Origin of the sequence: Nonomuraea sp. NPDC049714, from assembly GCF_044465295.1 — a bacterium.
Lineage (GTDB): Bacteria > Actinomycetota > Actinomycetes > Streptosporangiales > Streptosporangiaceae > Nonomuraea.
Genome location: NZ_JBITLM010000002.1, coordinates 567,726 through 586,018, shown reverse-complemented (window position 1 = coordinate 586,018; position 18,293 = coordinate 567,726). Strand labels below are relative to the sequence as shown.

Annotated in this window: 18 protein-coding genes; 14 read left to right on the top strand and 4 right to left on the bottom strand. The window is 70.6% G+C overall.

Annotation, left to right across the window (positions count from 1 at the left end; genetic code table 11):
- The first annotated feature begins 13 nt into the window (after positions 1-13).
- Genes ACIBQX_RS09620 through ACIBQX_RS09600 form a run of 5 tightly spaced genes read left to right on the top strand, consistent with a single transcriptional unit; the run spans position 14 to position 4,543 of the window.
- Complete coding sequence (locus ACIBQX_RS09620) at positions 14-1,243, top strand: amino acid ABC transporter substrate-binding protein (protein ID WP_397002498.1); 1,230 nt, start codon at positions 14-16, stop codon at positions 1,241-1,243.
- Complete coding sequence (locus ACIBQX_RS09615) at positions 1,240-2,118, top strand: branched-chain amino acid ABC transporter permease (protein ID WP_397002496.1); 879 nt, start codon at positions 1,240-1,242, stop codon at positions 2,116-2,118. Before ACIBQX_RS09620 ends, ACIBQX_RS09615 begins: the two co-directional genes overlap by 4 nt.
- Positions 2,102-3,091, top strand: coding sequence for a branched-chain amino acid ABC transporter permease (locus ACIBQX_RS09610; RefSeq protein ID WP_397002494.1), 990 nt, complete (start codon positions 2,102-2,104; stop codon positions 3,089-3,091). The genes ACIBQX_RS09615 and ACIBQX_RS09610 overlap by 17 nt, the downstream gene beginning before the upstream one ends.
- On the top strand, positions 3,088-3,819 hold the full coding sequence (locus tag ACIBQX_RS09605) for an ABC transporter ATP-binding protein (RefSeq protein ID WP_397002492.1): 732 nt from the start codon (positions 3,088-3,090) through the stop codon (positions 3,817-3,819). The genes ACIBQX_RS09610 and ACIBQX_RS09605 overlap by 4 nt, the downstream gene beginning before the upstream one ends.
- Positions 3,812-4,543 (top strand): ABC transporter ATP-binding protein, encoded by a 732-nt coding sequence (locus ACIBQX_RS09600; protein ID WP_397002490.1) that lies wholly within the window; start codon positions 3,812-3,814, stop codon positions 4,541-4,543. The genes ACIBQX_RS09605 and ACIBQX_RS09600 overlap by 8 nt, the downstream gene beginning before the upstream one ends.
- On the opposite strand, the gene cydB is transcribed toward ACIBQX_RS09600, so the two are convergent.
- The 3 genes from cydB to ACIBQX_RS09585 all read right to left on the bottom strand — a co-directional run bounded on the left by cydB (position 4,516) and on the right by ACIBQX_RS09585 (position 7,178).
- Complete coding sequence (cydB, locus tag ACIBQX_RS09595) at positions 4,516-5,406, bottom strand: cytochrome d ubiquinol oxidase subunit II (RefSeq protein ID WP_397003839.1); 891 nt, start codon at positions 5,404-5,406, stop codon at positions 4,516-4,518. The two genes, ACIBQX_RS09600 and cydB, sit on opposite strands and share 28 nt — an antisense overlap.
- A gap of 44 nt (positions 5,407-5,450) precedes the next feature.
- Positions 5,451-6,794, bottom strand: a complete 1,344-nt coding sequence (locus ACIBQX_RS09590) for a cytochrome ubiquinol oxidase subunit I (RefSeq protein ID WP_397002488.1) — start codon at positions 6,792-6,794, stop codon at positions 5,451-5,453.
- 180 nt (positions 6,795-6,974) lie between these two features.
- Positions 6,975-7,178, bottom strand: coding sequence for a hypothetical protein (locus tag ACIBQX_RS09585; RefSeq protein WP_397002486.1), 204 nt, complete (start codon positions 7,176-7,178; stop codon positions 6,975-6,977).
- 160 nt (positions 7,179-7,338) lie between these two features.
- On the opposite strand from ACIBQX_RS09585, the gene ACIBQX_RS09580 reads away from it, so the two are divergent.
- The 3 genes from ACIBQX_RS09580 to ACIBQX_RS09570 all read left to right on the top strand — a co-directional run bounded on the left by ACIBQX_RS09580 (position 7,339) and on the right by ACIBQX_RS09570 (position 9,821).
- Positions 7,339-8,064 (top strand): carbon monoxide dehydrogenase subunit G, encoded by a 726-nt coding sequence (locus ACIBQX_RS09580; protein WP_397002484.1) that lies wholly within the window; start codon positions 7,339-7,341, stop codon positions 8,062-8,064.
- A 143-nt stretch (positions 8,065-8,207) separates the two neighbouring features.
- A complete protein-coding gene (locus ACIBQX_RS09575; RefSeq protein ID WP_397002482.1) occupies positions 8,208-9,104 on the top strand; it encodes a hypothetical protein in 897 nt (298 codons plus the stop codon).
- Positions 9,105-9,152: 48 nt separating this feature from the next.
- Positions 9,153-9,821 carry a DsbA family protein gene (locus ACIBQX_RS09570; protein ID WP_397002480.1) on the top strand — a complete coding sequence of 223 codons (669 nt, stop codon included), beginning with the start codon at positions 9,153-9,155 and terminating at the stop codon, positions 9,819-9,821.
- On the opposite strand, the gene ACIBQX_RS09565 is transcribed toward ACIBQX_RS09570, so the two are convergent.
- Positions 9,806-10,489 (bottom strand): thymidine kinase, encoded by a 684-nt coding sequence (locus ACIBQX_RS09565; protein ID WP_397002478.1) that lies wholly within the window; start codon positions 10,487-10,489, stop codon positions 9,806-9,808. The two genes, ACIBQX_RS09570 and ACIBQX_RS09565, sit on opposite strands and share 16 nt — an antisense overlap.
- Before the next feature lie 75 nt (positions 10,490-10,564).
- Here ACIBQX_RS09565 and ACIBQX_RS09560 point away from each other — a divergent pair, with 75 nt between their 5' ends.
- The 6 genes from ACIBQX_RS09560 to ACIBQX_RS09535 all read left to right on the top strand — a co-directional run bounded on the left by ACIBQX_RS09560 (position 10,565) and on the right by ACIBQX_RS09535 (position 18,285).
- On the top strand, positions 10,565-10,936 hold the full coding sequence (locus ACIBQX_RS09560; RefSeq protein ID WP_397002476.1) for a hypothetical protein: 372 nt from the start codon (positions 10,565-10,567) through the stop codon (positions 10,934-10,936).
- Positions 10,937-10,942: 6 nt separating this feature from the next.
- Positions 10,943-12,973, top strand: a complete 2,031-nt coding sequence (locus ACIBQX_RS09555; protein ID WP_397002474.1) for a hydantoinase/oxoprolinase family protein — start codon at positions 10,943-10,945, stop codon at positions 12,971-12,973.
- A gap of 7 nt (positions 12,974-12,980) precedes the next feature.
- Positions 12,981-14,933, top strand: coding sequence for a hydantoinase B/oxoprolinase family protein (locus ACIBQX_RS09550; protein WP_397002472.1), 1,953 nt, complete (start codon positions 12,981-12,983; stop codon positions 14,931-14,933).
- Positions 14,934-15,535: 602 nt separating this feature from the next.
- Positions 15,536-16,420, top strand: a complete 885-nt coding sequence (locus ACIBQX_RS09545; protein WP_397002470.1) for a Gfo/Idh/MocA family protein — start codon at positions 15,536-15,538, stop codon at positions 16,418-16,420.
- Positions 16,421-16,478: 58 nt separating this feature from the next.
- Positions 16,479-17,147, top strand: coding sequence for a hypothetical protein (locus ACIBQX_RS09540; protein WP_397002468.1), 669 nt, complete (start codon positions 16,479-16,481; stop codon positions 17,145-17,147).
- Positions 17,148-17,277: 130 nt separating this feature from the next.
- Complete coding sequence (locus tag ACIBQX_RS09535) at positions 17,278-18,285, top strand: NAD-dependent epimerase/dehydratase family protein (protein WP_397002466.1); 1,008 nt, start codon at positions 17,278-17,280, stop codon at positions 18,283-18,285.
- The last annotated feature ends 8 nt before the right edge of the window (positions 18,286-18,293 follow it).

The following is an 18,293-nucleotide window of genomic DNA, read 5'->3' as shown; positions in this document are numbered from 1 at the left end:
GGAGGTGCCCCCCATGGCAAGAGTTCTCAACGGCCTGGCGATCATCACGATAGTGAGTCTGGGACTGGCCGCCTGCGCGAAGACGGACGAGCCCGGCGCGGCGCCGCAGCCGGGACAGGGACCAGTCAAGATCGGCATCTCGCTCCCGCTGACCGGCGACTTCTCCGAGCCTGGCAAGGGTATCCAGGAGGGCTACCAGGTCTGGGCGGACCGGGTGAACGCCAGGGGCGGGCTGCTCGGCAGGCCGGTCGAGCTGATCTTCCGCGACGACGCCTCCGACCCCAACAGGGTCAGCTCCGACTACGAGTCCCTCATCACCCAGGACAAGGTCAACCTGGTCTTCGGGCCGTTCTCCTCGCGGCTGGTCATCCCGGCGGCCAAGGTCGCGGAGTCGTACGACATGCTCTTCGTGGAGCCCGCAGGGGCCGCCAAGGAGGTCTTCGAGCAGGGCTTCACGCGACTGTTCTACGCCGCTCCCGCCATCGCGGACGACCACTACGACTACCTGGCCGACTACCTCGTCAAGCTGCCCGCCGGCCAACGGCCCAAGACCGCGGCGTACGCCAGCCTGGACGACCCGTTCGCGCAGGGCACCGCCTACGGGCTCAGGGACAAGCTGGCCGCCGCCGGGATCGAGACGGTGGTGGACGAGGTCTACCCGCCGGAGACCACCGACTTCGCCCCCATCGCCGCCAAGATCGCCGCCGCGAAGCCGGACATCGTGGTCGGCGGCACGCAGTTCGAGGACTCCGTGGGCCTGGTGCGCGCCCTGCAGGAGCTGAAGGTGCAGCCCAAGCTGGCCGCCTTCTCCACCGGGCCGACGCTGTCGGAGTTCCCCGACGCGGTCAAGGGCGCCGTCGAGCACATCGTCTCGCCCGTCGGCTGGTCCGCCCGCTCCGGCTTCACCGGCAACGACGAGCTCGTCAAGCGCTATCAGGAGATGTTCGACGGAGAGGCCAACGAGGACGCCGCCAACGGCTACACCGTCGGCCAGGTCGTCGAGGCGGCCGTCAACGCCGTCAAATGCGTCGAGCCCGCCAAGGAGTGCCAGGACAAGCTGACCGCGCACCTGCGGCAGGCCACCTTCGACACCGTCGTGGGCCCGCTCTCCTTCGACGACAAGGGCCGGCCCGAGCAGGCGCACATGATCCAGCAGTACGTGGACGGCAAGGTCGAGATCGTGCTGCCCGAGGGGTCCGAGGCCCAGACGACCGAGCTCGTCTACCCGAAGAAGCAGTGGTGAGCCTGCTCCTGCAGGGGCTGGCCCTGGGCGTGCTGACGGGCGGCCTGTACGCCCTGCTCGCCTCCGGGCTGTCGCTGTACTTCGGCGTCATGCGGGTGGTGATGGTGGCGCACCCGGCCTTTCTGTTCCTGGCCGCCTACCTGACGTACACGCTGCACACCGCGCTCGGCGTGGACCCGTTCCTGACGCTGCCGCTGACCGTGCCGATCTTCTTCGCGCTCGGGGTGGCGGTGCAGCGGCTGCTCATCGCCCGGCTGGACCCCGAGAACGTGGCCATGATGTCGGTGCTGCTCACCTTCGGCCTCGCGCTCACCATCGAAGGGCTGCTCGGCACCGTCTACAGCGGGTCCTACAAGTCGATCAGCATGGACTACGCGACCCGGTCGTTCACCGTCGGCGGGGTGCACCTGCCGTACGACAAACTGATCGCCTTCGGGGTCGCCGCCGTCACGCTCGGCGTGCTGTTCGCGGTGCTGATCAGAAGCAGGTTCGGCCGGTCGCTGCGCGCCACCATCCAGCACCGGGAGGCGGCCAGGCTGGTCGGCATCCAGACCGAGCGGGTCGCCGGCTACGGATTCGGGCTGGGGCTGGCGACCGCCGCCGTCGGCGGCACGGTGCTGGCGCTGATCACGCCGTTCTTCCCCGCCTCGCACTGGGTGTGGATCGGCAAGCTGATGGCCATCATCGTGGTCGGGGGCCTCGGCAGCGTGCTCGGCGCGGCGCTCGCGGCGGTCATGCTCGGCGTGGTCGAAGGCCTCGTGCTGGTGACGGTCGACGCCACCTGGGCGACGATGATGTTCTACGTATTCCTCTTCCTGACCCTGCTCGTGCGCCCCCAGGGGTTCTTCGGAGGCCGGCTTGCGCATCGCTTCTAGAGGACTCCTGGCGCTCGCCGCCGCGCTGGCGATCGGCTACCCGTGGCTCGTGCCCAACTATTACCTGGTCTACGCCGGGGTGCTCACCGTGATGTACGCGGCGATGGCCACCTCGTGGAACCTGCTCGGCGGGTTCACCGGCTACGTCTCGCTCGGCCACTCGGCGTTCTTCGGGCTCGGCGCGTACGGCACCGGGCTGCTGGTGACCCGGCTGGGCGTGCCCTGGCTCGTCGCGCTGCTCGCGGCGGCAGTGCTGGTCACGGGGTTCGCCGTGGCCGTGGGGATCGCGGCGGTGCGGGTGCGCGGCGCGTCGTTCGTGATCGTGTCGATCGCGCTGGTGTCGATGATGAACCTGCTCGTCCAGGGCTGGCGCTCGCTGACCGGCGGTTCGACCGGCCTGCAGGTGCCCTCGCCGTTCCCGGATCTGCACCGAGGGGAGACGCACCTGGTGTTCTTCTACCTGTTCCTGGCGCTGCTCGCCCTGGTGCTGGCGGCCTGGTGGTTCATCGGCCGCTCGCGCTTCGGCGCCGGACTGCGGGCGATCAGGGAGGACGAGGACAAGGCCGAGTCGCTCGGCGTGCCGACGGCGGCCTACAAGGTCGCCGCCTTCGCGCTGTCGGCCCTGTTCGTCGCCCTGGCGGGAGGCTTGTACGCGCTCTGGTTCGGCAGTCTCGACCCGATCTTCGTCTTCTCCATCCTGATCGGCTCGTACATGGTGCTGATGAGCCTGCTCGGCGGGGCCAGGCACCTGCTCGGCCCGCTGCTCGGCGCGCTCATCGTCGCCCCGGCCGGCGAGTACTTCCTGGTCGCGCTGGGCGAGACGCAGATTCACCTGACCGCGACCGGGCTGCTGCTCATCCTGGTGGTCCTCTTCATGCCGGAGGGCATCATCGCCAGGTTCGCCAGGAAACGGGACACGGGCTCCATCCCCGAGGAGAGTGCGGGGCAGCGGCTGGAAGGGGCGGCCCGATGATCTCGCTGCGCACGGAGGGGCTGACCAAGGCCTTCGGCGGGGTGCTGGCCGTGGAGGGGGCGTCCGTCGAGATCCGCGACGGCGCGATCAACGCCCTGATCGGCCCGAACGGCTGCGGCAAGACCACCTTCTTCAACCTCGTCACCGGAATGATCAAGCCGGACTCGGGCCGCGTGACCTACCGCGACCGCGACATCACCGGTCGCTCGCCACACCGCGTGGCGCACGCCGGACTCGGCCGCACCTTCCAGCTCTGCCGGATCTTCCCCCGCCTGACCGTGCTGGAGAACATGCTCGTCGCCGTCCGCCGCACCCGGCTGCGCGAGCTGCTGGCCGGGCTGCACGACAGGGGTGAGGTGGAGCGGGCCCGCCACTGGCTGCGCCGGATGGGCATCGACCACCTGGAGCGGGCCGAGGCCCGCAACCTCTCCTACGGCCAGCAGAAACTGCTGGAGCTGGCCGCCGTCCTCATGGCCGAGCCCGAGCTGGTGCTGCTCGACGAGCCGGCGGGCGGCGTCAACCCGGCGCTCATCGACCGGATCGTCACGCTGGTGCGTGACCTCAACGCCGAAGGCCGCACGTTCCTGGTCGTCGAGCACAACATGGACATGGTCATGGGCATGAGCGACCATGTGATCGTCTTCGACCGGGGCAGGCCCATCGCGGAAGGGCCGCCTTCGGCGGTGCGCAACGACCCTCGTGTGCTGGAGGCGTACCTAGGTGTCTGAGATCGTGCTCTGCCTGGAAGAGGTCGTGGCCGGTTATGGGCGGGCGGCGCCGGTGCTGCGCGGCCTGTCCGTCACGGTCAGAGCCGGCGAGGTGGTCTGCCTGGTCGGCCCCAACGGCGCGGGCAAGTCCACTGTGCTCAGAGTCGCCAGCGGACTGCTCGCGCCCAGGTCGGGCCGGGTGCTGCTGAACGGCCACGACGTCACCGGCCGCTCGCCGCAGCGGCTGCTCGGTCTCGGGCTGGCCCACGTGCTGCAGGGGCACAGCGTCTTCCGCGAGATGACGGTGGCCGAGAACGTCCGGCTCGGCGGCTACACCGTCCGCGACACGGCCAGGCTGGAGCGGCGGATCGAGGAGGTCAAGGCGCTGTTCCCGGTCGTCGCCGAGAGGTGGGCAAGCATGGCCGGGCTGCTGTCCGGCGGGCAGCAGAAGCAGGTCGAGTTCGCCCGCGCCCTCATGCTCGAACCCGCCGTGGTGCTGCTCGACGAGCCGTCGATGGGGCTCGACCCGCGCACCACTCAGACCGTCTTCGACCAGATCGACCTGATGCGCCGGGCCGGGGTCGCGGTGCTGCTGGTGGAGCAGAACGCGCGCCGGGCGCTGGAGATGGCCGACGTCGGCTGCGTGCTCGACCTCGGCCGGGTGCACATCTCCGGCCCCGCGCGCAGGCTGGCCGCCGACCCCCGTCTGGGCCGCCTCTACCTCGGCGGCGCGGTCGCCACCTGAACACGCTTTCTGAACACCCAGTACGTCCACCCCTGATAGCCGAGCACGAACGGCAGCGCGATCAGCCCGATCCAGGTCAGCATGGTCAGCGTGTAGGGGCCGGAGGCCGCCTCGGCCAGCGTCAGGCCGGGCAGGGGCGCGCCCCTGAGCTGGCTGAAGACCGCCACCGAGACCAGCACGATGGCCGCCGCCATGGCGGTGAACGCCCAGCCCTCCCTGCGCAGGAAGGCCAGCACGGTGGCCGCCGCCAGCAGGCCCAAGGCGACCAGCGCCGGCGGGGAGCCCATGCTCGACAGCGCCACCACGGCCACCGGGATCACCACGACGCTCGCGGCCAGCGCGGCCGTCCTGGCGCGCCGGCGTACCGGACCCTCGGTCCGCAGTGCCAGGAACACCGCGCCGTGCAGCAGGCACACCGAGAGCGTGAACGCCCCGCCGAGCAGTGCCGCCCCGGCGCTGCCGTACAGCAGATCGGCGAAGACCGTGCCCCAGACGAACGCCGGCAGCGCGCTGCCGACCACGATGCCCAGGTCGCACCAGGCGGGGTCGGCCACCTTGCCGCGCCACTCCAGGCCGACGCCGCGCACGATCAGGCCGACCAGGACCAGCACGACAGGCAGGTAGAAGCCGCTGAACATGCCCGCGTACCAGGCCGGGAAGGCGGCGAACATGGCGCCCACGGCGGTGATCAGCCAGACCTCGTTGCCGTCCCAGACCGGGCCGATCGTCTGCAGGCTCTGCCGCTGCTCCTCGCCGTCCGCGCTGACGAACGGCGCCAGCAACCCCACACCGAAGTCGAAGCCCTCAAGGACGAAGTAGCCGGTCCACAGGAAGGCGATGATGACGAACCACAGGTCGATCATTGTGTGCACCTCATGACTGTCCGCACCTCAGGATTGTCCGCGTCTCAATACATGAGCGACGGTTCGAGTTTCTCGGCCGTGCGGACGGGCTCGGGCTCGTCGAGGCCCTTGCGCACATGCCTGGTCAGCAGGACGACCTCCGCCACCGCGAGCGAGCCGTACAGCAGGGTGAAGATCGTCAGTGAGATGGCCACCTCGGTCAGGCTCACCCCGGGGGAGACGCCGGCCGCGGTGAGCAGCTCGCCCGCCACCACCCAGGGCTGCCTGCCCATCTCGCTCAGCAGCCAGCCGGCGGTCACCGCGATCAGCGGCGCGGGCAGGGCCAGCACGAACAGCCGGGACAGCCAACCCGGCATCGGCCGGCGGCGCCGGGTCAGCCACAGGGCGAGCACCGACAGGCCGACGGTGGCCAGGCCGAACACGATCATGACGCGGAACGACCAGAACACGATCGTCTGGTTCGGCCGGTAGTCGCCGGGGCCGAACTCCTTCTCGAACCGCGCCTGCAGGTCCTCGGTGCCCTGCACGGTGGCGTCGAAGTCGTTGGTGGACAGGAAGCTGAGCACCTTGGGGATCTCGATGCCGGGCGCCACCGAGAACGCCGCGCCGGCGGTGTCGCGTTCGAGCCCCTCGGCGGAGGCCAGCTTCATCGGCTGCTGCTCGTACAGGAGCTTGGCGGACGTGTCGCCGGTGCCCGCGACGACCGCCCCCGCGATGGCCGTCATCACCAGCGCCGCCCGCGCGGCGCCGCGCCACATGTCGGCGCGCGTCCGCAGCAGCCAGTAGCCGCACACCGCCAGCACGAACCCGCCCGCCACCACGAACGCCGAGCCGATCACGTGCGGCACCTGGGCCAGGGCGGTCGAGTTGGTCAGCACCGCCCACAGGTCGGTCATCCGGGCCTTGCCGTCGACGACCTCGTAGCCGACCGGGTGCTTCATCCACGCGTTGGCCGCCAGGATGAAGTAGGCGGAAAGGTTCGAGCCGATCGCGGCCGCCCAGATGCACGCCAGGTGCACCCTCTTCGGCAGCCGGTCCCAGCCGAAGATCCACAGGCCCAGGAACGTGGATTCCATGAAGAACGCCAGCAACGCCTCCATGGCCAGCGGCGCGCCGAACACATCACCCACGAAGGTGGAGTACTCCGACCAGTTCATGCCGAACTGGAACTCCTGCACGATGCCGGTGACCACGCCCATCGCGAAGTTGATCAGAAAGAGCTTGCCGAAGAACTTCGTCAGCCGGAGGTAGTGCTCCTTCCCCGTACGGTGCCAGGCGGTCTGCAGTCCTGCCACGAAGACGCCCAGGCCGATCGTCAACGGCACGAACAGGAAGTGGTAGACGGTGGTCACCCCGAACTGCCACCGCGCAAGATCTAGTGCGTCCATTTTCCCCTCGCCGGTCCTGAGCTCTACGGGCTGTAGTACATCTACTCAAAGTAGTACTACAGCCTGTAGAGCAATGCGATGCGACCTTGGTCACACGAGGCTCAACGATGGCGCCCGGCGGTGGTCCGGCGCGTCACCCGCGCGGCTGACCGCCGCCTACGCCTCAGGGCGGACGGGGGCCTACCTGCGCGCGGAGGCGGCGGCTTCCAGGTACGCCTGGAGGTTGCCCAGCTCGAAGCCCCGGCGCTTGATCTTCCTGACCAGGACGCGGAAGCCCCTGGCCATCCTGCGGCGCGGGGGTGGGGCTCGCGTGGGCTCAGTGCCGGCGACGCGCGACGGCGATCCCGCCGAACAGGCCCCGGCCAGCAGGACTACGGTCACCACGGCCGCTCCCACGGCCGCCCTCGCCTCGCCCACCTTTGCCGCCCCCGTCGTCCCCCCCGCACAATGCCGCCCCATCCTGCCAGCCCTCCTGACGGATCGGGAACCGGTTGGGCAGGTGTTGCCCTTATCGCGGCGGGAGATCGCTTTCTAGAGTGGCTGTGTGAAAGTCGCAGGCAGTGCCGTGATCGGCATCGAAAGAGACCGTGTGTGGGCCGCGCTGCAGGATCCGGCGGTGCTGGTGCGCACCATCCCGGGCTGTGAGCGCCTGGAGGCGTGCGGGCCGGACACCTACCGGATGACGGTCAACGCGGGGATCGCGTCCTTGAAGGGCGTCTACCAGGGGGAGGTGGCGCTGGCCGACCCCTCCGCACCGGAGAGCTTCGTGCTCAGAGCCCGGGGACAGGGCGCGCCGGGCACGGTGGACGCCACCGTGCTGGTACGACTCAGCGAGATCGACAGCGGCACCCGGGTCGACTACGACGCCGACGCGGTGATCGGCGGCATGATCGGCGGAGTGGGTCAGCGCATGCTCGGCTCAGTGGCCAAGAAGACGGCCGGCGAGTTCTTCGCGGCCGTGGAGGACCACCTCCGCGCCCCGGATCGTCCCACGGGAGCGCCCGTCGGGGAGTTCGGCGAAGGCAGCCCTGACCTGCCGGTCCCCGGAGCAACCGGGGAAGGCGGCCTGCGCCGGCCGGTCTCCGAGGCGGCACCACGGGAGCCATGGCCTGGCCGGGCGGCGGTCGCCGGCCCGGCCGTCTACGAGCGACCGGTCGAGCAACGCACCGAGACGCGCCCGTGGGTGATGCTGGCCGCCTTCGGCATGGGTGCGGGCGTGGCGCTCACCGGCGCCGCCGTGGGCTGGCTGCTCGGACGCGGCCGCCGCTAGCGCTTCGGCGCGGCCGCGTGCGTACAGTCAGGGGCCGGAGGGTCCGCCGGATTCGCGGGGCCGGCCGCAGGCCGGAGGCGAGCGGCCAAGGCCCGGACGTGCCGGGTCTCGCGGAAAAGGATCTCCCGGCGTAGCGTGACGGTATGCGGCAGGCACATGCTGAAGACGCACGGACCGAGGCCAGACGAGTCGTCAGAGACCTGCTCGGAGAGGAGCACCCGACCGCCGACGCGTTGATCGCCGACGCGCGCCCGGTCATCGGTGACGAGCGTGCCGACCGCTGCGTCGGCCTGGCGGTGGGCGCGTCGCTCACCCGGCGGTCGTCCGAGCTCGCCGCCATCGCCGCGCTGCTCGTCGGCACCCGGGACCTGGGCGTCGAGTGGTGGACGCGGCCCAGGGGCGGCAAGCTGCCCGCGCCCGACGAGGTGCTGCGCACGGCGGTCGCGATCGAGCCGTGGACGGACCTGACCGCGCTGGAGATGCTGGCCGCCTGGGTGTCCGACGACGCCGCCGACGAGCTGTGGGGTGAGCCGGCCGCCGAGGTGGACCTCAACTCCTGGCAGGCGGAGGACCGCTTCGACCTGCCCCGGGGCGTGCGGCCGGGCCAGCGGTTGGTCGTCCACTTCGACGCCGGCGGGCGGCTCGACGCGGTGGTCACCCGGCGGGCCGACGAGGACCTCGGCTCCAACCTGGACTTCCATTCGCTGCGTTACTCCCGCCCCGCCGAGGCGCAGTGGAGCTGGGGGGTGGCCGCCGGGCTGGGCCCGCACCGCCTGCCGGGTGACGAGCCCGACCCGTACACCAAGCCGGTGGAGGCGGCGGCGGCCCGGATCCTGCGCGACTGGGCGCTGCGCCACGGCGCCACCGCCGAGCAGCTGGGCGAGCGCTGGGCGGACGTCGGCGACGTGGTGGCCGCGATCGAGCGGGTGGACTGGATGTGGCGCAGCGCCGAGTGGTTCGGCTGGTGGCGCGGGGCGTCGGCCCTCGTGGACGGCTCGGCCTATCTCCCCTACCGGCTGGAGGAGCTCGCCTCCGGCTGACCGTACAGGAGTGGAATGCCGCAGCCGCGCCACAGGTTGTCATCGAACGTGAAAGTTGAAATCTTCTCCGACGTGGTCTGCCCCTGGTGTTATATCGGCCACGCCCGCTTCGCCCGGGCGGCTGAGGCGTTCCGCGCCAAGGGCGGCACGATCGAAGTGACGATGCGTCCCTTCCAGCTCGATCCCAGCACGCCCGCCGAGGCCGAGCCGGTGCTCGCGATGCTGGACCGCAAGTTCGGCGCCAACGCCGGGCAGATGGCCTCCCGGGTCATCGGCGTGGCCGCCGAGGAGGGCCTGGACCTGCGCTACGACCGTGCGCTGAGCGCCAACACGCTGCAGGCGCACCGGCTGGTCGAGGTGGCGTCCCGGCAGGGGCTCGGCATGGAGATGGCCGAGCGGCTGTTCCGCGCCCACTTCACCGACGGGCTGGACGTCAGCGACCCGGAGGTGCTGGCCCGGCTCGCCACCGAGGTGGGCGTACGCGACACGGGCGAGGGCGCCGAGCAGGTCGGCGAGCAGATCGCCAGGGCGCGCACGCTCGGTGTCACCGGGGTGCCGCTGTTCCTGTTCGAGGGCCAGTACGCGGTGTCGGGCGCGCAGCCGGTGGAGACGTTCGAGGCCGCGATCGACGAGGTCGCCGAACGCACCGGCCAGAAGCCGATCACCCAGCTCGCCGCCCCCGCCGACGGATGCGACGACGGTTACTGCGCGGTCTGACCGACGACGGATTCCCCGGGCTCCCCTGCTCCCTGCGGCATGCCCTCGCCGAGCAGCCCCGTGCGGTGGTGGCGGCGGCAGAGCACCTGATAGCGGACAGGGGAGGCGTCGGTGTCGCCGATGACCACCTGCTCGCCGGTGCGCACCAGCCGCCCGCCGACGATCCTGCCGTTCAGCAGCCCCGGCCGCCCGCACCAGCACAGCACCTCGACCTGCAGCCGGCACACCTCGTCGGCGAGCTCGAACAGCCGCTGCGCCGCGGGGAACATCACCGACCTGAAGTCCGAGGCGAGGCCGAAGGCGTAGACGTCGACGCCGTGCTCGTCGACCAGGTCGGCGAGCTGCTCGATCTGCTCCACGGCGTAGAAGCACGCCTCGTCGCAGATGAGGTAGTCGATCCGGTCGTGCCCGCGTACCAGCTCCACCAGATCGAGGCCGTCGACCACCTCGACGGCCTCCCGGCCGAGCCCTATTCTGCTGGTGACCCTCGGGCCGCCCGACCTGTCATGTTTGGTCAGCACCAGCCCACGCCTGCCCTGGCGGCTGTGGTTGTAGTTCATCTGCAGCGCCAGCGTGGACTTCCCGCAGTCCATGGGGCCGAAGTAGAACTTCAGCACAGCGGCGCGGGACCCCGAGGGCACAGGAGACAAGGCAGACAGATCAGTCACGGGGTGCCACCTTATCGCTTGGCTAGTTCTATGACCTCATGGGAGATTTCTCCTCTGAAACAACAGGAGGAATCTGTGGTCACCGACAAACCGCCCACACTCGACGCCATGATGACGCCGGACGATGTCACGGCCGCGCAGGCCGATGCGGCCAGATGGCGTTACGGCTTCCTCGTGGTGGTGACCGGCATCATCGCCGTGCTCGTCGCGTTCGGCGCGGCCGTGTTCGCCACCGGCGAGTTCGCCGCGCTGTTCGCCGGCGTCGCCGGAGTGGTCGGCACCATCATCGGCGCCTACTTCGGCGTGCAGGCCGGCCAGTCGGGTAAGGCCAGGGTGGAGGCCGAGCTGGCCAAATCGCAGGAGATGGTGGTGCGACTCGCGGCCTACGTCGGCACCGAGAACGCGCCAAAGGTCATCCACGAAGTGCTCGGCCGGCGCCGAAGCTGAGGAGCCATGCGAAGCGTCCGTATTGGAGTCGACACCGGCGGCACGTTCACCGATGTGGTGGCCGTGGACGAGCAGACCGGTGAGATCGTCACGACCAAGACCCCTTCCACCCCCGCCAACCCGGCCGACGGGTTCATCACCGGCCTCGGCAAGCTGGGCGAGCATCTGGGCGAGCACCTGGGAGAGCACAACGTCTCCTCGATCGTGCACGGCACCACCGTGGCCACGAACCAGCTGCTCGAAGAGCGCATCGCCGACCTCGGGCTGATCACCACCGAGGGCTTCGAGTTCATCCTGGAGATCGGCAGGCAGAGCGTCCCCGACGGTTACGGCAACTCCTACTTCTGGGTCAAGCCGCCGCGGATCGTGCCGGTGCACCTGGTGCGGACCGTCGGCGGCCGGCTCGACCACCTGGGCGCCGAGGTCCGGCCGTTTCCCGAGGAGCAGGCGGTCGAGGTGGCCCGCTGGTTCCGTACCAGAGGCGTCACCACGATCGGCGTCTGCTTCCTGCACTCCTACGCCAACCCCGACCACGAGCGGCGGATGCGGGAGGTGCTGGCGCGCGAGCACCCCGAGGCGGTCGTCTCGATCTCCAGCGACGTGCTGCGTGAATACCGCGAGTACGAGCGCGCCGTCACCACGCTGGTCGACGCGGCGGTCAAGCCCGGCATGCGCCGGTACATCGCCAACCTGTCGAGCCGCCTGGGCCGGACGTTCTCGGTGATGAAGTCCAACGGCGGCGTGCTGTCGGCCCGTGAGGTCGTCAACCAGCCCATCACCACCGTGCTGTCGGGGCCGGCGGCGGGCGCGCTCGGCGCGGCGCTGATCGCCGACACCGCCGGCCACCCGTCGGTGATCACCCTGGACGGCGGCGGCACCTCGACGGACGTGGCGGTGGTGATCGACGGCGAGCCGTCCATCACCACCGAGGGCGCGGTCGGCCGCTACCCCTGCAAGATCCCGATGATCGACATCGTCACCGTGGGAGCGGGCGGCGGCTCGGTCGCGTGGATCTCGCCGGAGGGCACGCTCAAGGTCGGACCCCGCTCGGCGGGCGCCGATCCGGGCCCCCTCTGCTACCGCAGGGGTGGCACCGAGGTGACCGTCACCGACGCGCACGTCTACCTCGGCCGCATCCCGCCGCACCTGCTCGGCGGCGAGATCCCGCTCGACGCCGACGCCGCCCGGACGGGCATCGAGGCGCTGGCCGACAAGCTCGGGCTCACCCCCGAGCGCACCGCGACGGGCATCCTGGAGATCAGCGCGTTCAACCAGAGCAACGCGATCCGCCGGCTCACCGTCAAGCGCGGCCTGGACGTACGGGACTTCCCGCTGGTGACGTTCGGCGGCTCGGGGCCGCTGCTGGCCTGCCGCCTCATCGACATCCTCGGCCTGCCCGCGGTGATCGTCCCGCCCGAGCCGGGGAACGTGTCGGCGTTCGGGCTGCTCACCGTGGACGTCAAGAACGACTACGTCCGTACGCACGTCACCCGCGAGCTGGAGCTGGACACGACGGCGCGGCTGTTCGCCGAGCTGGAGGCCGAGGCGGCCGAGGCGCTCGACCGCGAGGGCTTCGACCAGCCGGTCCACGTCCGCAGCGCCGACCTGCGCTACTACGGCCAGGCGTACGAGGTCCGCGTCCCCGCCCCGGTCGGGCCGATCGACGAGGGCTGGCGGAAGGAGGTGGTCAGCCGCTTCCACGACGCCCACGAGAAGCTGTACGGCTACGCCTACCGCGACGATCAGCGCCACGGCGTCGAATGGGTCAACTTCCGCGTCTCGGGCATCGGGCCGATCACCCGGCCGGCCATCCGGCGCAGCCCGTACCAGAAGGTCGAGCCCGTGGCGGCGGCCAGGAAGGTGCACTTCGAGGAGCGGCACGACACGCCGATCCACCAGCGCGCCGCGCTGGAACCCGGCGCCGTCGTCGAGGGGCCCGCGGTCATCGAGGAGTACGGCTCCACCATCCCCATCCACCCCGGTTTCACCGCCGAGGTGGACGAGTACGGCAACGTGGAGGTGCGGCGTGAACGGTGAGGCTCCGGTGAACGACTCAGAGGCACCCCCCGAATCGGCGGCCGCCCCAGAAACGGCCCCGCAGGTGGACCCAGTGGACCCGCATGTGGACCCGCACGTGGATGTGCGGACGGATCCGCGTGCGGGGGCTGTGAGCGGTCGTGGGGTGAAGGCTGCGGACCCGATTCTGGTGGAGATCGTCGAGGGCACCCTCGCCTCGGTGGAGAAGGAGGTCGAGACCGCCATCGCGCGCACGGCCCGCTCGCCGATGATCCGCGACGCGCACGACTTCCGCGCGGGCATCCACGACGTACGGCTGCGCAAGCTGACCGGCCGGTCCTACAGCGCGCTCGTCCAGCCGATCGTCCGCGATTTCCCCGTCGAGACGATGAAGCCGGGCGACGTCTACTTCCACAACGACGTCTACCTGTCCGAGGGCGGCATCGGCCACCTGCCCGATCTGTGCGTCACCGTCCCGGTCTTCCATCAGGGCGAGGTGGTGGCGTTCGTGCAGGCGTTCGGCCACCACGACGACATCGGCGGCTCCGTGCCGGGCTCGATGCCCTCGCACGCCCGGTCGGTGTTCGAGGAGGGGCTGATGGTCCCGCCGATCAAGCTGTGGGACGAGGGCGTGCCGAACGAGACGGCGCTGCGCATCATGACGCGCAACTCCCGGATGCCGGACTCGCTCGCCGGGGACCTCGACGCCGAGTGCTCGGCGTGCCTGATGGGCGCCCGCCGCCTGAGCGAGCTGTTCGACAGGTACGGCAGGGCCGCCGTCGAGGAGTGCTTCGACACGATCATCGACAAGACCACCGAGACGTTCCGCAGGGAACTGCTGGCCAAGATCCCCGAGGGCGTCTACACCTGGGAGGACTACGCTGAGCACGACGGCGTCGACGAGCCCCGCCTGCACGCCCAGCGCATCACGCTCACCGTCGACCACGCGGCCGACGCACCGCTGACGATCGACTTCACCGGCACGTCACCGCAGGCCAAGGGGCCGATCAACCATGCGGGCGACTACGCCGACGGTGTCTTCCTGAAGAAGTGGCTGGCGCCCATCCTGCGCAACCTGGCCGACTCGCCGGAGCGCATGGCCGAGCTCGACGTCAACGAGGGGGTCGTACCCCTCATCAAGATGATATTTCCGGAGAAGGGCACTCTGCTCACCCCGATTTTCCCCGCCCCCACCAACGCCCGCACCTTCGTCATCCTGCGCCTGCTGGGCGTCCTGGCGGGCGTGCTCGCCAAGGCCACGGGCGGCCGGATGCCCGCCGACCAGGAGACCATCCGCTACACCGGCGTGCACGGCGCCGACGCCGACGGGCAGCCGTACCTGATGAGAGAGGTCCTCGGTGGCGGGTCCGGCGGGCGCTGGTACGCCGACGGCGAGGACACCATCCACGTGGTGCCGGACTCCCGCAACATCCCGGTCGAGTTCGCCGAGGCCCGCTGGCCGTTCCGGGTGGAGCGGCTCGCGCTGGCCTGCGACTCGGGCGGCCCCGGCATGTTCCGGGGCGGCCTCGGCTACGACAAGCACATCCGCATGCTGCGGGACGCGTCGTACATGTCCATCGCCGACCGTTCGATCCTTTCCTGCTGGGGCGTCAACGGCGGCCTGGCCGGCCGTCCGTTCCGGGTGGAGATCGCGGGCAAGGAGATGGAAGGCCTGGTGGACGACCACCCGGTGCAGGCGGGCGAGATCATCCGCATCCGCACCACGGGAGGCGGCGGCTGGGGCTCCCCCTACGACCGCGACCCGCGCGCGGTGGCGGCCGACGTCCGCGACGGCAAGGTCTCGATCGCGGGCGCCCTCGGCGACTACGGCGTGGTCCTGGACGGCGACCGCATCGACGAACAGGGCACCGCCGAACTTCGCGCCAACCTCCGCCCCACCACCGACCGCTTCTTCGACCGAGGCCCCGGCTACGCCAGACTCTCAGGAGGCCGCGCCTCGGCCGAGGTGGACGAAGTGTGAAGAGGTGATCACTGTACGTGAACGGCGGGGCTAGCATGATTCCTCGTGAACCCCCCGTTCTCCGCTTACGTCGACGAGTCCATGCGGTTCTCGCATGGTTACTACCTGATGGCCGCCGTGCTGGTCTCTCCGGTACGGGCAGAGTGTCACAGGGCCGCGCTGCGAGCGCTGCTTCTGCGGCGCCAGCGACGACTGCACTGGCGTGATGAGAACCACAAGCGCAGGAGTGCCATCATCGAGGCCGTCGCTGCCCTGCGACCGTCCGCTTGCGTGGTCGTCGGCACAGGGCTCGATCCCAAGCGTCAGGAGCTGCCTGACGTGGTCGCTGGTGCGGCGTCGCTGGCCACCGTGGGCGATGCTTCTTTTTGGGGCGCTGGGCGCTGGTGTCGAGATGACCTACGTCGTGGTCGACTGAGCCTGGGCAACGCAAAGCCCGGGCTTCTGTCGTCCGGCAGTCCACCCGGGCTCACTTCCACTCCCATCAGCGATGGGCGGCAGCACAATCGTACCCGGCCGAGCACTCAGTGTCACCCCGAACGGTGGTTCGACGGGGGCTGTCATGATGGTCTGCGTTTCCGCCGCTGATCTGAATGGAGGACGCCGTGCGCATCGTTCTCGCCGGTCTCGCCACCAGCCATCCGTACACCGACGCCCGGACGCTGGCCCGGCATGCCGAGCTGGTGGTGTGGGAGCGCGACGCGGAGCGGTTGCGGCGGTTCGTCGCCGAGTATCCGGAGGCGCGGGTGGCGGACAGTCTCGCGGGGGCGCTGGACACCGGGCCCGACGGGGTGGTGCTGACGGTGCCGAACCCGCAGGTGCCGGAGGCGCTGGGCGAGGTGCTGAAGACCGGGGTGGCGTGCTTCGTGAACAAGCCCGCCGCCGCGACGCGGGAGCAGTTGGCGGGGCTCGACCGGCTGCCGATCCACGAGCGGGTGATGTCGGCCTCGGTGCTGCGGTTCGCGCCGGCCTTCGCCGGGGTGGAGGTCGATCCGGCCGGCGTGCTGTCCGTGCGCGCGACCGTACGGCATGACGTGGGGCTCTGGGCGACCGGCTACAACGCCTGGCAGGACACCCCCGCCGAGGGCGGCGGGACGATGGTGACCATGGGCGTGCACGGGGTGGAGCTGCTGGTGGCGCTGCTCGGGCCGGACGTGCGGCTGGTGGGGGCGGCCGGGGCCACCAGGCACTACGACACGCTCAGGTCCGAGGACACCGGGGTGCTGGCCCTGCAGTGGGGGAGCGGGATCACCGGGGTGGTCGAGATCGTCGGCGTGTCCGAGGGCGAGTCGTACGGCGTCACCGTGCACCGGCGCGGCGGGTCCGAGCGCATCGTGATCGAGGGCGGCGACGATCCGGTGCTCGGGCTGGGGTACGCCGGGACGATCGAGGCGTTCCTGCGGATGGTGGGCGGCGCGCCGAGCCCGGTGCCGTGGGAGCAGACCCGGGCCATCCTCGGGATCCTCGTCTCCGCCCGCGAGGCCGCCTGAACCTTTGCCTTCCCGGCGGCGTCACATTACCCGACACCACCGGGAACGGGGAGATTCGATGACGAGCAAGGCACTCCAGGCAGTGACAGGGGGCGTGGTCGCGGCGGCGGTCGTCCTGGGTGGGGGGACGCTCGCGTCCGCCGGCACCGCGCGGGCGATACCGGCGAACTTCCTGCTGCATGAGAAGACGGCCCGCGAGCCGGTGAAGTACCCGGGCGAGGAGGAGTGGACCATCAGCGAGAGCCGGACCCGCACTCTCCTGGTCAATCCTTGTGATCTCAAGCCCGCACGCGACAAGGGGCGGCGCGACAAAGGGCGCGAACCGGTGGCGATGCGGACGGTCGGCTACACCGCGCCCGAGCACTTCTCCGGTGAGCAGGTGGTCGTCTACCGCTCCAGCGCCGCTGCCAAGGCCGCGATGGCGAGCCTGCGCGGCCAGGTGGAGCGGTGCGCCCGCGACGCGGACGGCGAGTTCGTCACCCGCGCCTACGCCACTCCGGTGCGCATCGGTGACGAAGCCTTCCGCTTCGCGAGCCAGAACTACCACGGCGCCAAGCCCGCCATCGGCGGCGAACGGGCGGTCGTGGTCCGCCAGGCCCGCGCGGTGGCCATCTACGCCGTGTCGGGCGAGTACGGCCGCATCCGCTCCAGTGACTATGCCAAGCAGCTCAAGGAGGCCGCGAAGATGGCCGCCAAGCTCTGCTCCCTGCCCGTGACGGGCTGCTGACCCAGGCCGGTTACTCTCTCGCCGGTCGTGCGGGCACGGCCGGCGAGAACCGCCTCTCCCTGGTCACGTTGACAGGCGCCATCTGACCAAGTTACGGTCTGGACCGTAAATGACAGATGGAGGAGGCCGGGTGCGGACCACAGCGGAACTCGAGGAGCGGCTGGCGCGGCCGAGCGCCGGGCTGGTGAGCGATCTCGCCGGGCTCGACGGGGACATCATGATCCTCGGCGCCGGCGGCAAGCTGGGCCCGAGCCTGGTGCGGCTGGCGCTGAACGCCGCCGGGCGCGACCGCCGGATCATCGCGGTGTCCCGCTTCTCCGAGCCGGGGCTCGCCGACGCGCTCCGGGACGAGGGCGCGACCGTGGTGCGCGCGGACGTGGCCGACGAGCGGGCCCTGCGCGAGCTGCCCGACGCGCCGAACGTGGTGTTCCTGGTCGGCGCGAAGTTCGGCACCCAGGGGCGTGAGCACGCCACCTGGTTCACCAACGCCTACCTGCCGGGCCGGGTCGCCGACCGGTTCAAGGACAGCCGGATCGCCGCCCTGTCGACCGGGAACGTCTATCCCCTGGTCCCGGTCACCAGCGGCGGCAGCACCGAGAACGACCCGACCGGCCCCGTCGGCGACTACGCGATGAGCTGCCTCGGCAGGGAGCGGGTGCTGACGCACTTCGCCGAGACCTACGGCACCCGCCTGTCGCTGATCCGCCTCAACTACGCCGTGGAGCTGCGCTACGGCGTGCTGGTCGACCTGGCGCAGAAGGTTCTGGCCGGGCAGCCGATCGACCTGACGACGGGCCAGGTCAACGTGGTGTGGCAGGGGTACGCGAACGAGGTCGCCCTCCGCTCGCTGCTGCTCGCCGACACGCCGCCGTACGTGCTCAACGTCACGGGCCCGGAGTTGCTCTCGGTCCGTCAGGCGGCCCTGGCGCTCGGCGCCGAGCTGGGCGTGGAGCCGGTGTTCAGCGGCGAGGAGGCGCCGACGGCGCTGCTGTCGAACGCCGCGAAGTGCCACCGGCTGTTCGGCTATCCGGACATCACGCCCCAGGAGCTGATCGAGCACACCGCCGGCTGGGTGGCCGGCGGCGGGCCGTCGCTGGGCAAGCCGACCAAGTTCGAACGCCGTGACGGCAGTTTCTGACGGACAGC

Bases quoted from the DNA above. Each gene is read 5' to 3' on its own strand.
- cydB (WP_397003839.1), bottom strand. From the start codon at position 5,406: ATGATCGACCTGTGGTTCGTCATCATCGCCTTCCTGTGGACCGGCTAC.
- ACIBQX_RS09575 (WP_397002482.1), top strand. From the start codon at position 8,208: ATGCGGCAGGCACATGCTGAAGACGCACGGACCGAGGCCAGACGAGTC.
- ACIBQX_RS09555 (WP_397002474.1), top strand. From the start codon at position 10,943: ATGCGAAGCGTCCGTATTGGAGTCGACACCGGCGGCACGTTCACCGAT.
- ACIBQX_RS09620 (WP_397002498.1), top strand. From the start codon at position 14: ATGGCAAGAGTTCTCAACGGCCTGGCGATCATCACGATAGTGAGTCTG.
- ACIBQX_RS09605 (WP_397002492.1), top strand. From the start codon at position 3,088: ATGATCTCGCTGCGCACGGAGGGGCTGACCAAGGCCTTCGGCGGGGTG.
- ACIBQX_RS09540 (WP_397002468.1), top strand. From the start codon at position 16,479: ATGACGAGCAAGGCACTCCAGGCAGTGACAGGGGGCGTGGTCGCGGCG.
- ACIBQX_RS09590 (WP_397002488.1), bottom strand. From the start codon at position 6,794: ATGGACGCACTAGATCTTGCGCGGTGGCAGTTCGGGGTGACCACCGTC.